General features: G+C 55.1%; 14 protein-coding genes. 6 read left to right on the forward strand and 8 right to left on the reverse strand.

Annotated elements, in window-relative coordinates; genetic code table 11:
- Positions 1 to 856: 856 nt before the first annotated feature.
- Complete coding sequence (locus JIF53_RS03345; protein WP_153740608.1) at positions 857 to 1,462, forward strand: hypothetical protein; 606 nt, start codon at positions 857 to 859, stop codon at positions 1,460 to 1,462.
- A 60-nt stretch (positions 1,463 to 1,522) separates the two neighbouring features.
- Here JIF53_RS03345 and JIF53_RS03350 read toward each other — a convergent pair whose 3' ends face one another.
- Both JIF53_RS03350 and JIF53_RS03355 read right to left on the reverse strand, forming a co-directional pair.
- Positions 1,523 to 2,872, reverse strand: a complete 1,350-nt coding sequence (locus JIF53_RS03350; protein WP_153740607.1) for a serine hydrolase domain-containing protein — start codon at positions 2,870 to 2,872, stop codon at positions 1,523 to 1,525.
- Between the two features lie 14 nt (positions 2,873 to 2,886).
- On the reverse strand, positions 2,887 to 4,404 hold the full coding sequence (locus JIF53_RS03355; RefSeq protein WP_153740620.1) for a phospholipase D family protein: 1,518 nt from the start codon (positions 4,402 to 4,404) through the stop codon (positions 2,887 to 2,889).
- Between the two features lie 365 nt (positions 4,405 to 4,769).
- On the opposite strand from JIF53_RS03355, the gene JIF53_RS03360 reads away from it, so the two are divergent.
- The gene (locus tag JIF53_RS03360) at positions 4,770 to 6,338 is read left to right on the forward strand and encodes a methyl-accepting chemotaxis protein (RefSeq protein ID WP_199451829.1); all 1,569 of its coding nucleotides are present in this window, start codon (positions 4,770 to 4,772) and stop codon (positions 6,336 to 6,338) included.
- A 96-nt stretch (positions 6,339 to 6,434) separates the two neighbouring features.
- Here JIF53_RS03360 and JIF53_RS03365 read toward each other — a convergent pair whose 3' ends face one another.
- From JIF53_RS03365 to JIF53_RS03375, 3 genes are all read right to left on the reverse strand, one after another.
- Positions 6,435 to 6,611: a hypothetical protein gene (locus JIF53_RS03365; protein ID WP_153740605.1), complete on the reverse strand. Its 177-nt coding sequence runs from the start codon at positions 6,609 to 6,611 to the stop codon at positions 6,435 to 6,437.
- Between the two features lie 120 nt (positions 6,612 to 6,731).
- Entirely contained in the window at positions 6,732 to 7,295 is a 564-nt protein-coding gene (locus JIF53_RS03370) for an NADPH-dependent FMN reductase (RefSeq protein WP_153740604.1), read from the reverse strand.
- Between the two features lie 143 nt (positions 7,296 to 7,438).
- Positions 7,439 to 7,687, reverse strand: coding sequence for a hypothetical protein (locus JIF53_RS03375; protein ID WP_153740603.1), 249 nt, complete (start codon positions 7,685 to 7,687; stop codon positions 7,439 to 7,441).
- 197 nt (positions 7,688 to 7,884) lie between these two features.
- Here JIF53_RS03375 and JIF53_RS03380 point away from each other — a divergent pair, with 197 nt between their 5' ends.
- Positions 7,885 to 8,529: a hypothetical protein gene (locus tag JIF53_RS03380; RefSeq protein WP_023008653.1), complete on the forward strand. Its 645-nt coding sequence runs from the start codon at positions 7,885 to 7,887 to the stop codon at positions 8,527 to 8,529.
- 27 nt (positions 8,530 to 8,556) lie between these two features.
- On the opposite strand, the gene JIF53_RS03385 is transcribed toward JIF53_RS03380, so the two are convergent.
- Positions 8,557 to 9,225, reverse strand: coding sequence for an alpha/beta hydrolase (locus JIF53_RS03385; RefSeq protein ID WP_153740602.1), 669 nt, complete (start codon positions 9,223 to 9,225; stop codon positions 8,557 to 8,559).
- 150 nt (positions 9,226 to 9,375) lie between these two features.
- Between JIF53_RS03385 and JIF53_RS03390 the strand changes: the two genes are divergently transcribed.
- Positions 9,376 to 11,058: a molecular chaperone HscC gene (locus JIF53_RS03390; protein ID WP_153740601.1), complete on the forward strand. Its 1,683-nt coding sequence runs from the start codon at positions 9,376 to 9,378 to the stop codon at positions 11,056 to 11,058.
- Complete coding sequence (locus JIF53_RS19625) at positions 11,058 to 12,005, forward strand: RDD family protein (protein ID WP_153740600.1); 948 nt, start codon at positions 11,058 to 11,060, stop codon at positions 12,003 to 12,005. Before JIF53_RS03390 ends, JIF53_RS19625 begins: the two co-directional genes overlap by 1 nt.
- A 12-nt stretch (positions 12,006 to 12,017) precedes the next feature.
- Here JIF53_RS19625 and JIF53_RS03400 read toward each other — a convergent pair whose 3' ends face one another.
- Entirely contained in the window at positions 12,018 to 12,785 is a 768-nt protein-coding gene (locus JIF53_RS03400) for a ParA family protein (protein ID WP_153740599.1), read from the reverse strand.
- A 154-nt stretch (positions 12,786 to 12,939) separates the two neighbouring features.
- Positions 12,940 to 13,095, reverse strand: coding sequence for a hypothetical protein (locus JIF53_RS03405; protein WP_022990772.1), 156 nt, complete (start codon positions 13,093 to 13,095; stop codon positions 12,940 to 12,942).
- A gap of 75 nt (positions 13,096 to 13,170) precedes the next feature.
- Between JIF53_RS03405 and rhtB the strand changes: the two genes are divergently transcribed.
- Positions 13,171 to 13,791 carry a homoserine/homoserine lactone efflux protein gene (rhtB, locus tag JIF53_RS03410; protein WP_113879266.1) on the forward strand — a complete coding sequence of 207 codons (621 nt, stop codon included), beginning with the start codon at positions 13,171 to 13,173 and terminating at the stop codon, positions 13,789 to 13,791.
- The last annotated feature ends 83 nt before the right edge of the window (positions 13,792 to 13,874 follow it).

Consider the following 13,874-nt stretch of genomic DNA (forward strand, 5'->3'; position numbering starts at 1 on the left):
TCACCCTTGAGGGCGGCCAGAGCAACTTTGGACTTGAATGATGCGCTGTATTGCTTGCGTTTCTTGCTCATGATTCTCCTCCTCGTGGAGATGATGAATCAGAGCTTAGGCACCTGTCCAAAATTTGGGGTCCACTTCAATTCGAGCACTCGCATTTGCATTGATCGTCATCATGGCGAGTACATTTACCCTTCTGCACCTCGCTATCAATGTATACACACGGCCAGAGGAGCGGCGCCTGCAGCTAAAGCTAAACCGAGATGACGCCCCAGTTGAAGTGAAAACAGGTGCAGGTCATATTCGGTTCGGTTTCGGCCGGGCGTAAATAGCGACACGCTCGCTAGCGCATACCTTTTTACCTTCAACCAGCCCTCTCATAGCGTACAGTTTGCTATCATGAGGTCACCAACAAAGGTGACACTGAAAACAGATGCTCGCAATTTTGATGACACTTGGATCAAATTCCGCGATCGGGCCGAGAAGAATGCTATGTAGCGAGAGCATTTGGCAATCTAGGTGGAAGCTATGTGTCAATTAACGCACCAACTGGCTGTTTCAAAAAGCAGCTGTTCCGCCCCCAGATCCGAGAAGCATGAAACCAGTCGCTCCAAAGTCACGACAAAATCACGACAATTGCTCCGGAAACCTCGTCATTACTGAGGTGAGAGTGCCGCCTCCGGGCACCATGAATTCAATGACTTAGCCCGCCTTGTGCGGGCTTTGTTGTTTCTGGACCACTCGCCACTCTCATACAGCATTGACCGTGTCTTGCACCGCACGTAGGAACTCCGCGCTGCACGTGTACAGTCCGTCAGCTAAAGGGCGCCTCGCAACAACACTGGAAACGGAATTCTTCATGCCATACTGGAAAATACTCGGCTTACTTTCCCTTCTGACCGCTCTCACCGCCTGTGATAACAATGCCCGAAGCGAACTTCTTTGCACGGCAGAGTATCAATACAACACGTCGGGCGCCGATGCTGCGATCGCCGTCGTGCGTCAGATCGGTGACGAACACGACTACGTGGTAGGCAACAATGTGGCGCGGTTTCTAATTCTACGGGGTGCTGATACCGGCAACGTTGACGACTTTGACGAAGCCAATGCCGTGTTGAGTGCGATGAAACCAGCGTCAGCCGACGATCCAGAACTTATTATCTCCCGATATATTAGCGTCCTTCGATTTCTAGCAATTGCTAATGGTAGCGACCGCAACGGCGCCCGCCAGGAGTTGACTCAATACTGTCGCGAGTCGACCCAGCCAGAAGCTGAGTGCCTTAGAAATACCATGACCGAAATATTCGAGCACATCGCCCTTTCTGACGGAACGAAGAATAATTCGTACAAAGATCTCTCGAACCTTTTCAACGAAACCTACCGGTCTGAGTTCAATGACCCTAGTTTGGATGTGCTACGCGACTACTCTCGCTCTGTGGTCACCAGTTGCGGAACGAATGAGTAGCCTGCTCTTAGAAAATTTCTGAACCAATTCGCAAAAGGTTCGGGACCGCTCCTGAAATAACTACAGGTCATCCAGCAGAGGTTTGGTACCAGAGCCAACAAACTGTTGAGCCATCAGATAATCCGCCACAGCCCGGTAAGCCGGCAAGGAAGTCGGATCATTCGCCGCATTGCCGGCAACCGGGTTGGAGGCAAAGCGGACGATGACCATATCGGCAGCAGGATCTATCCAGATCGTTTGGCCATGCACACCGCGCGCCGCGAACGCCCCGTGGTCGTCGTGGCTGACCCACCACATGCCACGATAGCTCCAGCCATCGAGAAGTTCATATCCGGCTTTGGCAAACACCGCCCGGTCGCCACCATTGCGAATACTGGCAATCGCCTGAGCCGGGATAATCTGCTCGCCGGCCCACTTGCCCTCGTTCAGCACGAGTAGACCGATTCGCGCCATATCACGCAACGTGGCGTTGAATCCGCCACCCGCAAATGGAGTACCTATGGAATCGACCGTATAGAAAGCTTCACGCTCTGCCCCGATCTTTGACCAGATACGCTCGGAAAAGTAGTCGGCAACCGAAACCCCGGTCGTTCTTGCGATCAGCCAGCCCACCACATCTGAATTAATGGTTTTGTAGCCGAACGCTTCACCATGCTCTCCGTCTTTTCTGACCGTTTTCAGGTAATCGAAGTAGCTTCGGGGCCCTTCACGTTGTTCGCTCACCAGATACGGGCTCCCGGCCCTGGCATAGGTCCAGACTTCGGCATCAGGATCAGAGTAGTCTTCCGAGTAGTCCAGCGCGGTGGTCATATCCAGAACCTGGCGAACCGTTGCATCACCGAATGCACTGCGCCCCAGTTCGGGAATGATGTCTCCCACCAAAGCGGCTTCATCCAGCGTGCCTTCGGCCATCAACACCTCGCCGAGAAGCCCCGTCAGGCTTTTGGTAACGGACATTGCGCCGTGCAGAGTGTGCTCATCAAGGCAGCCATCGTAACGCTCATAAACCACCCTGCCCTGGTGCAGAACCAGGATGCCATCGGTGTAATTCGCGTCAAAGGCGTCGCGCCAGGTCATCGGCGCCTTACCTCCCAGGGGCAAGAACTCGACCCCGTCTATACCGGCGTCGATGTCTACGGGAAGCTCACTGACACCCTCGCTGCCATTACGTACCACCGTCGTCGGCATCAGCTCCCGGAAATGACAGACCGTCCAGCGCAGTTTAGGAAAGGCAAAATAGTCCGGATCCGTGAAGCGAATCGTTTTGTCGGGCGCCGGAGGAAAACCTTGCATCAGGCCGAGAGCGTCTGGAGTGGAGTCCGGCGCAGACAGCGGTGTCGCTTCCTGGGCCACAGCAGTCCCGCCAAGCAACAGAGACAGCGCAAAGCCGAGATGTACAGCTGAGTTCATTGTCTTTTCCTTATTCAAAGCAGCCACTCAATTGGCAGTATCGACAACAGGAAAATCCCCGTGCGTTGCAAAAATCCTGTATTGGGTTCCTGCTCATGGCGGATGACATCGCCATCAACGTGCTCTACCCAATAAAGCTCACCGTTCTCGGTTAGTCGAACTTCGTAAGCCCGCAACGGGATGCTTTCTTCAAAGGCCTCGTGGATCTTTTCTGAAAGCGCCGGGCTCTCAATCACAAAGCCCAGCTCGGTGTTCAGGTTGATTGAGCGGGGATCGAAATTGAAGGAGCCAACGAACAGTCTCTCGCCGTCAACGGCAAAGGTCTTTGCATGCAGGCTGGAGCCCGAACTACCGAAGGGCCCGGCGCTCTGGTTCCGTTCAACATCAGGCGAGAGCCGCCGCATCTCATACAGATGGATACCGGCCTTAAGCAGAGCCTTGCGACGTTTGGCATAACCCGCATGAACAGCGGCTACGTCGGTGGCATCAAGAGAATTGGTCAGTATGCTTACCTCAATACCTTTGTTCGCCAAAGCCGCAAACGCATCAACACCCGCCCGGGTTGGCACGAAGTACGGGGAAATCAATGCGACCCGGGATTCTGGTTCTCCAAGAATCTCGCCAAGCTTATACGCCAGCAGATCTTCCCTTTCAGATCTCCCAAGCCCTTTGGCGGGGCTATCACTGACCATTCGGGTTCTGGCCCAGTCGAACTCCAGTACCCCAGACAACAACTGACGCACAAAATCAGATTCGGAAACTGCCTTCACATAGTCTGTCGCCGCCTGGTCGTTCTCAAGCTTCAGCGCACGACGCTCCAGCTCGCGCAAATCCGCATCGGAAGCGGCGGGCAACAGCTGTTCAACGGGATACGCGGAGGCACTGGCCCAATAGCGATCAAAATCACTCGATACCTCAGGCACCACCGGGCCAATGGCCAGCACGTCCAGATCCGCAAAAAGAACGCCGGCGGTGGCACCAAAATACTCATCGCCGATATTCCGGCCACCGACAATGGTGGCCTGGTTATCCGCCGTGAATGACTTGTTGTGCATGCGCCGGTTAGCCCGCGAGAAGTCCGTCAGGTACCCCAACCATTTGGGATTACGGATCACAAACGGGTTAAAGAGTCGTACTTCAATGGAAGGATGACTTGCCAAGGCAGCGAGTTCGGCGTCTAACCCGGAGGTGCCGTTATCATCCAGCAGCAACCGGACCCGCACTCCCCGCTCAGCCGCCGTATGCAGCTCTTCCAACAGCAGTGTTCCGGTTATATCGCCATGCCAGATGTAATACTGAACGTCCAGAGTTCGATCGGCGGCGCGCGCCAGCAGAACGCGGGCAGCAAAGGCATCCCGAGGGTTTGCCAAGGTATGGATGCCACTATTACCAGGATAGCTCTCCAACTGCGGCGCAATGGCCTGTCCGAGCCGGGTATCGGCGGCCTCATCCAGGTCCAGGGCGCTGGACTCCGATCGGTCAGCGATTGGCAATGCGCAGGCCGACAACAAGACCGATAAAAAGAAGACCATCAGCAACGTTAACGTCCGTTGCTTTGGATTCGCGAAACCAAAATCCGGAATAAATTGTCTCAACGTGCCTGCACCAATAGCGCCCCAACTCGCATGAAAACAGATTTGCCCAGGTAATGACCATAGGCGTTGATATCCAATGGTCAGACTACCATGTCGCTGGCGTCCGCCCTCTGCCCTATTAACAATCGGGCGATTATTCAGCCGGTCCTGGGTCCTGGCGCAAACACCATCCTTAGCCATTCTTACAATTAAATTTACAAATATTTTTCGAACTCAACTAAAAATTCAGGAGAAAATGCCGTATACCGTTCCAATAGGCTATTAAATGACTCGCAGGGAGGCGGTTACCAAAGGAAAAATCGATGCGTGCTTTTTGGGGAAACCTTGCGGTGGGAAAGAAGCTGGCTTCCAGCTTTGCGATTCTGGTGCTGCTCATCCTGATCGTCGCGGTCGTCAGCATCACCTCACTCAACGACTACAACCATCGCGTATCGATATTAAAACAGGCCAACCAAGCTGAAATCTCGTTGCTGGAGGCTGAGCGGGAGGAGAAGAACTATCGGATACACGAAACCCCCGAATCCATTGATCGAGCCGCCGACTACCTGGTGCAAACCAAAGCCGCTCTGGCCACATTGATGACACTGATCCAAAACGCAAGCGACCGGCAACTGGTTGAACAGATACGCGCCGATATCGAAGACTATCAGTCTCTCCTGAACACCTATACGGCAAGCCTATCCGCAGGCGCTTCTGATACGTCGTCCCTCGAAGAACAACTATACAAAGCCGCTCACAATGCCATTGGCAAGACCGAGGAACTGAAAGAGCGCGAGCGGATTCTGATGGAAGAGCGTTATGACCTGACGGTTATCGAAATCATCGCTATAACCGCACTGGCCATGTTTGTGGCGGCGATCGTGGCATGGACCCTCACTCGATCAATAACACGTCCGATCAGCGAAACCCTGAGTATTGCCAACAAGGTTGCATCGGGCGACCTCACCGTGGACAGCCGAAGTAGTCGTGGCGATGAGTTTGGCCAGCTGTTGGCAGCGTTTGGCATCATGGTCACCAACCTCCGGGGACTGATTCAGGAAATCAATCAGGGTGCGGCCAGCATCGCTTCGGCGTCAGAGGAACTCTCTGCGGTCACCCACCAGACAAATATGGGAGTCGCCGAGCAGAAGTCGCAAACAGATCAGGTCGCCACAGCGCTGAATCAGATGGTCGCGACGGTCACTGAAGTTGCTCGAAGTGCCGAAGCCGCCTTTCAGTCCGCAAATCACTGCAGCGACAAGACAGAAAGTGGTACAGCGGCTACCAACGAGACCCTCAGCTTCGTATCCGAGCTGAACTCGCAAAGCACCTCGGTCATGCAGCAACTCAATACCCTGAAAGCCGAAACCGACAATATCGGCACGGTGCTGGACGTTATCAAAGCAGTTGCTGAGCAGACCAACCTTCTGGCGCTGAATGCTGCGATCGAGGCTGCCCGGGCCGGAGACCAGGGGCGCGGCTTTGCCGTAGTGGCGGATGAAGTAAGATCGCTTGCCAAGCGAACCCAAACGTCTGCAGTGGAAATCGAGTCCTTGATCGGCAACCTTCTCGCCAGCGCCGAAGCGGCCGTATCAGACATGGGGCGCGGGCACCAATTAGCCAAGCAAACACTGGAACGGGCAGAACTGGGAGGCACAGCCATTCAGGCCATTGCGGAAGCTGTTGAAGAGATTCGCCGTTACAACAGCCAGATCGCTACCGCCGCTGATCAACAGATTTCGGTTGCCGAAGACATGAACAAGAATATGACTCAGATCCGGGATATTGGAGACCAGTCTGCGGCCTCCACGGAGCAGGTATCGGCGGCCAGCGAGGAGCTGGCAAGACTAGCCGAAGGGCTTCACACGCAAATCGCGCAATTCCGGTACTGATCAACCCAGCGGGCCTTCCGATCATGAACGACAACAACTTGAAGCGGGCAGCGAGGTTCGAGGTATCGATTAGGAGCTCGCTGACGCCAGAGACTGTTAGCCGACCCGGGCCTGCAGAGGGGACATCTTCCGCTCCACCTCCCCACGTTCCTCCTGGGCTCTTTTCAAGCGGGAATAGTTGGTTGGGGTCGGTTCCCGGTCATAGCGTGTCTGCGCCTGATGCGCCAGATCGCACTTCTCCAGCCACTGTTCGATAAGCTCTACTGTGCTCATGGTTCACCTCCGTTTTCGTTAGGTATGCGTTCACCATAAACGACCCACGGAGGTAGAATCCCGAAAGCTTTATGCTTGAATTGTGGCAAATAATGATCGGAAATCAGAGCGCCCGGTGAGTTAGCGCATGGCCTTCATTCCCTCGGCCCACTTGGCCAGCTCCGTCAGCATGGTCGAGGCCGATCCAGTATGATGCTCGGCCGCCTGGAACTTGCGATTTTCGTCCAGAAGTTCCCAGGGCATCTGCACCATCACGCCCTCCACCATGGGCATCATTTTAACGGTGGTCACCAGTTGTTTTGCCATCTGGGCAGACCTAAGCCCGCCAGAGACGCCGCCATAGCTGACAAAGGCACACGGTTTATAATTCCACTCGTTGTACACGTAGTTGATCGCGTTGATGAAGGAAGGCGGCGGGCAGAAGTTGTACTCCGGAAGCACGAACACGTAGGCGTCTGCGCCGGACACACTCTCCGACCAGTTTTTCGTGTGCTCGTGCTGATACTGCTGCTGACGCGGGTGATTGGGCTCGTCATAAACCGGCAAGTTAAAATCCGCCAGATCCACCAGCTCACTGTTAAAAGCACCCTGTTCGTTGGCAAAACCGTTGAACCACTCAGCGATGGCGGGGCCTACACGGCCGGGGCGAGTACTGCAGATGATTGTCTGTAACTTGAGGGACATGGCAGGTTTCCTTTTGCTGAATAAACAGATCCACCAACGCAAACCGTACAGCAATACCGGTTCACGCCGTTATGTAGTCTTGATCAGTCTAGCCTCAGCGCCAGGCGATAGATAACACAAGCTTCTGCAGTAATTGTTCAGTTTTACTGACGATCCCGGAGCACCTTCCAGTCCAGAACATTTCCCTCGGAATCAAACTGAACATAGCCAGAATAGCCGTCGGATTCATGCCAGGTCTTAACGTAACCGACCACCTGGCCATCTTCGGCAATCATTTCAAAGGAGGTGTTCTTCTCGTGGGTAATGCGTTCATCATCACTGTCAGGAGCGACTTCTTGAAGCTTCAGGTTCGGGTTTCCGGGAAGTGCGATATCGAGCAGATGTGAGTTCATGGCAAAACCTCTTCGGGCATTCAGGCAGGGGACCGGTTTCGATCCGTCACGGCCAGTGTAGGCAGGATTTGTGTCGCTGCGTTGACACACCTCAAGACCGTTTCCGTGTTCAGCAGACTGTCACAATCCATGTCTTTGAACCCTGGACCGGCTGGCTGCTATGTTAGTTCCGAAAACAGGAACCGGAGGCTACCCCAATGGACTACGTCAGCCCGATCAGCAGCGCCATAATGGCGGTTGTCTGGATCGTCTACTTTCAGCTGTTTTTCCTGCAATACAAACGAAATAACCGCCCCTATCTGGTCATCCACCATGCCCAGAACGAGAACCCGGATGCACTGTGTTTGCTGGTGAACATGGGGCAGGAAACGGTGCATATTCAGTGTGTACAGGTTGTGGTGCATACCCGGGCTGGGCAAGAGAAAACCCTGACGGTTACGCAATACGAGAGCGTCGCACCGGATGACTCCAACGTACAGCATGCTCTGCGGCAAGGCCCGGTGCCTTCCGGTGGCTACCTGGTTCTGGGCTCGTTCCGGAATGTGATTCTCGGCAAGAACAGCGAGGACGAAGACAGCGACTATCTTTTCGAGGACATTACAGGATTTGAACTTCGGGCAGCCGTGATTCACGGCCCCAGCACCTACCCCGTAGGTGTGCGCCGGAGCTTCACTTTGCGCCACGATGGCAGACCCAAAATATTCCCGCACAACATTCACAGCGAGCAGCTAAACCGGCGCAGAGACCGCAACGAGGTACGCCGCTGGCTTGAGGAAGAGCTTCAGCCCAAATGCAGAGGTCGTTCGGAATCGGACAGCTCCGACCAGTCCGCCAGCGAATAGAACGGGGAAGATGAGTCCCCGTCCGAGTTAGCGGTCTCCCGAGGTCAAACGAGACAGGAAAGCGTCCAGGTCTCTTACCTCTTCAAGGCACAGGCTATGTTCCATTCCATAGCTTTGATACTCCGGCTCGTACCCGAGATCCTGAAGTTTCCGAAGTGCCGCCTGGCCAAGTGTATCGGCCACGATAGGGTCGAAGCGACCATGGCCGATAAATACCGGCAACTTGCGGTTGGCTTCGCTCAGCTCAATGGTATCAGCCGTGGCAAAGTAAGTAGACAGCGCAAACAGGCCACCAAGACGTTCCGGATAGCTGAGAGCCAGTTCATAGGCCACCGCACCGCCCTGGGAGAATCCACCCAGGATAATGTTTTCACTGGCAACGCCCCGCTCCTGCTCGGCCCGGATCAGCTCTGCCACCATGGCTGCGGACGCGCGAAGCTGTTCGGCATCAACCTTACGATCGACGTCCATGGCAAGAATGTCGTACCAGGCAGGCATCACCATTCCGCCATTGATGGTAACTGGCAGCTCCGGTGCATGGGGAAAAATGAAACGGACGGGCTGCTCCCGCGAGAACCGGAACTCCGGAACCACCGGCTCGAAGTCGTGACCGCTGGCGCCAAGACCGTGCAGCCAGATTATGGTGGTTTGCGGGTTGTCGCCGGTGTCGATTTGCAAAGTATTCAGAGTGCCCATCCGTTCTCCGTTATGTCAGTAACAGGTTGTCATCCGCCTGTAGATTCGATAATTTTCCAGTCCTTGCCACGCTCGGCCTGATGGATACAGCGAGCGCACAGCCTGCCGATTTGAATTCGGCAGCCCACTATAAAGGAACATGGACGTACAATGACAACCATTGGTATCGACCTTGGCACCACCAACAGTGCCTGCGGCGTCTGGACGAAAGACGGCGTAAAACTAATTCCCAATCGCCTTGGCGAAATCCTGACACCCTCCGTGGTCAGCCTTGACACCAACAACGAATTGCTTGTCGGCCGGGGCGCCAGGCAACGTCTGATCAATCACAGCGATCGTACCGTGGCCACGTTCAAACGACTGATGGGTACGGACCATACCGTTTTTCTTGGCCGCATGGGGTTCAACGCGACGGAACTGTCTTCGCTGGTTCTAAGGTCTCTGAAAGAAGACGCGGAGGCCTTTCTCGGAGAACCGGTATCCAGCGCCGTCATCAGTGTTCCTGCCTACTTCAGCGACAACCAACGCCAGGCAACCCGACAAGCCGCAGAGCTTGCCGGCCTGAAGGTGGAGCGCCTGATTAACGAGCCCACAGCCGCCGCGATTGCCTATGGTCTGCATGAAAAGCAGGAAGGCATGTTCCTGATTCTGGATTTTGGTGGCGGCACCTTCGACGTCTCCCTGCTCGAATATTTTGACGGTGTTATGGAAGTTCATGCCAGCGCCGGTGATAACCACTTGGGTGGCGAGGATTTTGTCGACGTCATGGTGGCGGATGTGCTGGCGCGCAACGGCCTGTCCCAGGAAGCTATTCCACCCCTTGATCTGCAGAACCTGTATCTCCAGATGGAGGGTGCGAAACGCAAGCTGGGGCCGGGCCAAACGCTCACACTGACGCTTGGGAAGAAAACGGTGGAATTCGAAGTAACCCAGGACTGGTTTATCGAAATCTGCACCCCACTTTTGCTACGCGCCAAGGCACCTATCGAAAGAACACTGCGTGATGCAAAGATACCCGTAGCCAGCATAGACGATGTCATCCTGGTGGGCGGGTCAACCCGGCTGGCTCCTTTCCGCGCCATGGTCGGGCGTATGTTCGGCAGACTGCCCTCCTGCCATATTGATCCGGATACTGTGGTTGCCATGGGCGCCACCATCCAGGCCGGACTGGTAATGCGGGACGAAGCCCTGGACGATATCGTGCTGACCGATGTCTGCCCGTTCACATTGGGTACGGCTGCCTTCAATGAACCCTATGTCGATGAACTCAGCTACTTTCCGATCATTGAACGCAACTGCGTGGTTCCAATCAGTATCGTTCGAAGACTCTATACGGCAAGCCACAACCAGTCGGTGGTGGGTGTTAAGGTCTACCAGGGCGAAAGCCCGAACATAAACAAGAACATATTCCTGGGTGAGATAAAGGTCCGGGTACCAAAAGGCCCCAAAGGCGTTGAAGCTGTGGATGTGCGTTACAGCTACGATGCCAACGGCATTCTGGAAGTGGATGTTACAGTGGTCTCCACCGGAGTGAACAAACAACTGGTTATAGAACGTGCCCCGGGAGCTCTCAGTGACGCTGAAAAAGAGGCCGCCAGAGCTAAACTCGCCGGGCTCAAGTTCCATCCCCGGGACGGTGAAGAGAACCGGATGCTCGTGGCAAGGGCGGAACGCCTCTACGAATCGAGTCTGGACCACCGGCGAGAGTTTGTTGGCAAATTGCTCGATCGCTTTCATTACGCTCTGGACCGGCAGCTTCCTCATGAGATAGAGGAAGCACAGACCTATATGAAAGACATGCTGGATCAGCTGGAAAGCGAGCACTGGTTCTGATGTGGCCCTGGTCTGAGCTCGGGCTGGAATCTACCGACGATGTCCGGGCCATCAAGAAAGCCTATGCCAGGCTTCTGAAACAGACCCGACCCGACGAACACCCTGAAGCCTTCCAGCGCCTGCATCAGGCCTACAAAGAGGCTCTGGCCAGCGCACAACCAAAGAACCAGCACCCGGCTCCCAAGTTTGGTGAGCCGGCGCCGTCAGAGCCGATACAGACGCCAGAAGAACCCTCTGCGGCATCAAAACTGTTTCAACCGCTGAATGACTCTGGCAACACGCCACCGCCAAACGCTGACCCATTCCCGGGTCAGCCTGCGGGACAGCAACCACTTCAGGTCAATGAGCCTCCTCCAGACAACAAGCCTTTTTTCGACAACACGGACAACAAGCCCGAGTCCCTCGAAAACACAAAGCTCACACTTGAAACCGAACCGCCGCCACAGACGGATATTGATCCGGCCAAACCCGTTCCCGGCGAAAAAATCTTTCGGTTTATCCGGGGCGGACGTAGCACCGCGGCACCACCACCGATTGAAGATACCCCAGTGGCGAGCTACCGAATGCGGGCTTTGGCGTTTGCACTGGATACGATTGCCATAGCAGTTGCTCTGGCCATTGGCCAATTCCTGTTAACCGCCATTACGGGTAAAGCGGGCTTGCCTCTATGGATTTTAGCTCCGGCAACTTACCCACTGGCGGCTCTGCTCTTCGAGGGGTCACGCTGGCAGGCCACCCCCGGGAAAAAACTGCTTGGGCTCAAAGTGGTCAATCGCGAACTGATGCCGCTATCAAAACGCCACAGCCTGGGGCGCATTTTTACATTCGTTGTGACCACCGCGTTGCTCTGGAAAGGCATCTGGCTGGTCAATGCGTTTCTGCGCGGCCGGCTACTGCATGATCGGCTTAGTAAAAGCTACGTTGTACATGTGAGCAACCTTCCCTGAAGGCTGAACAAACTAGCGAAACATTCGTTTCCGGCTGAGACCAAGATCGGCCTGAATCGCCTGCCATATTTTCCGGTATTCCTCGGCTGCAGGACTGCGAGGCGCCAATCGTTCCAGAGGCTGCCCCTCCTCCCCCATTCGTTCCACCACACTGGCATAGGGAACGGCGACCGGCATCGGATTCGTCAGCAGCTCCGTTCCCCTTGCCAACACATCCCGATGCAGATTCTTACGCCTATCCACCATTGAAAAGAACGGACGCAGCTTCTTAACACCGAGTTTTTTATCTTTTACAAAGTCTTTCAACTGATCCCAGCTGTTCAGGGACAACCAGGTGGGTACCACCGGTACATACACCTTGTCAGCCACATCCAGCACCTGCTCGGTAAGCCGGGATAACGTGGGCGGGCAATCCAGAATTACCAGACTGGTGTCTTCCGACAAAGGTGCCAACAGGTCTTTCAACGCGTTGCCATCGTGCTCCTGTTCGAGCTTGATGTCGAAATTTCGAAAGCTGGAATGGGCGGGGATAAAATCCAGGTTGGGATAAACGTCTTCGTGAATAAAGCGGGCAATAGGCGATTTCCCCTCCAGCAGTTTGGAGAGTTTCCGGCCCTTCACGGGCTCTGCTCCGGCAAGGTAGAAACTGGAGGCCCCCTGTGGGTCCAGATCCCAGAGCAAGGTCCTCAGATTGTCCCGGCTGGCCAGGTAAGCGGTGTTGACCGCAGCGGCGGTCTTTCCAACCCCGCCCTTGGGGCTGTAGAAGGCGATGATTCTCATCCTGTGCGGCTCCTGCCGTGTTCCATGTCAGTAAACACTACAGGATAACAGCGACCCAGGGGCTATTCATGAAGCTTTTATGACAACCAGCAAGCGACGACTGGCACTAACTGTCCGGGATAGGAGGGTATGAAAGGCTTTCGTAAAACCACTTTCAAGCGGCTTTGCGAAAGCCCTCCGACCGAACCGTCTTGTCCCGGCTGCGCTTGTATTTGGTTTTGTCCTCAACCACACGCATCTGGTATTTTGGCGTTCTCAATTCACGTTGCACAGCACTATGCTGCGTGGCTTTCGCCCGTTTTCTGGCCATGTCACAGTCTCCTCTTCTGGCCGGTGTTTTGTGGCGGCTAGTATAACATCTTCGGATTCAGCAAGAGCGTAAGCAATGACACTCACTGTCTGGCTGACCTTTCTGGTCGCAGCTGTTTTTATCAGTATTTCGCCTGGCGCCGGCGCGGTGAATTCCATGAGCAGCGGGCTTCGCTACGGGGTGCGTAAATCTCTGCCCACCATTGCCGGTCAGCAATTCGGTTACGGCGCACAGATCGTGCTGGTAGGCGCCGGGCTGGGCGCAATCGTCGCCTCCTCCAATACTGCTTTGGCAGTGATCAAATGGATTGGCGTGGTTTACCTTATCTGGCTCGGCATCCAGAAATGGAGGGAGCCACCTATTGAAGCATCCCGGGCGGACCTCTCCGCGTTCAGTCCAAGACAACAGTTCTGGAACGGAGCTCTGGTAAACCTCACCAACCCGAAGGCCACCATCTTCCTGATTGCCCTGTTCCCTCAGTTTCTGGTGGCGGGCGCGCCCCACGGCCCTCAACTGGCCACCATGGGGGCCACGCTGATCTTTGTCGATATCCTGGTGATGGTAGGCTATGCCATTCTCGCCAGCCAGCTGTTCCGGTTCATGACCACCCCTGCGCGCCAGCGGCAAATGAACCGGGTTTTTGGTGGCCTGTTCGTGACCGCAGCGGTGGCCCTGGCCAGTTTCAAGAGAGCCTGAATTGCCACTGGCTGATAGGTAGTTCTGTGTAATTGTGCGGCCACTGCGATTGCCGTCAAATACTCCGACATCAACCTGGGAGC

It is taken from the genome of Marinobacter sp. bablab_jr008 (assembly GCF_016464145.1).
In the GTDB taxonomy this organism is placed as follows: domain Bacteria; phylum Pseudomonadota; class Gammaproteobacteria; order Pseudomonadales; family Oleiphilaceae; genus Marinobacter; species Marinobacter nauticus.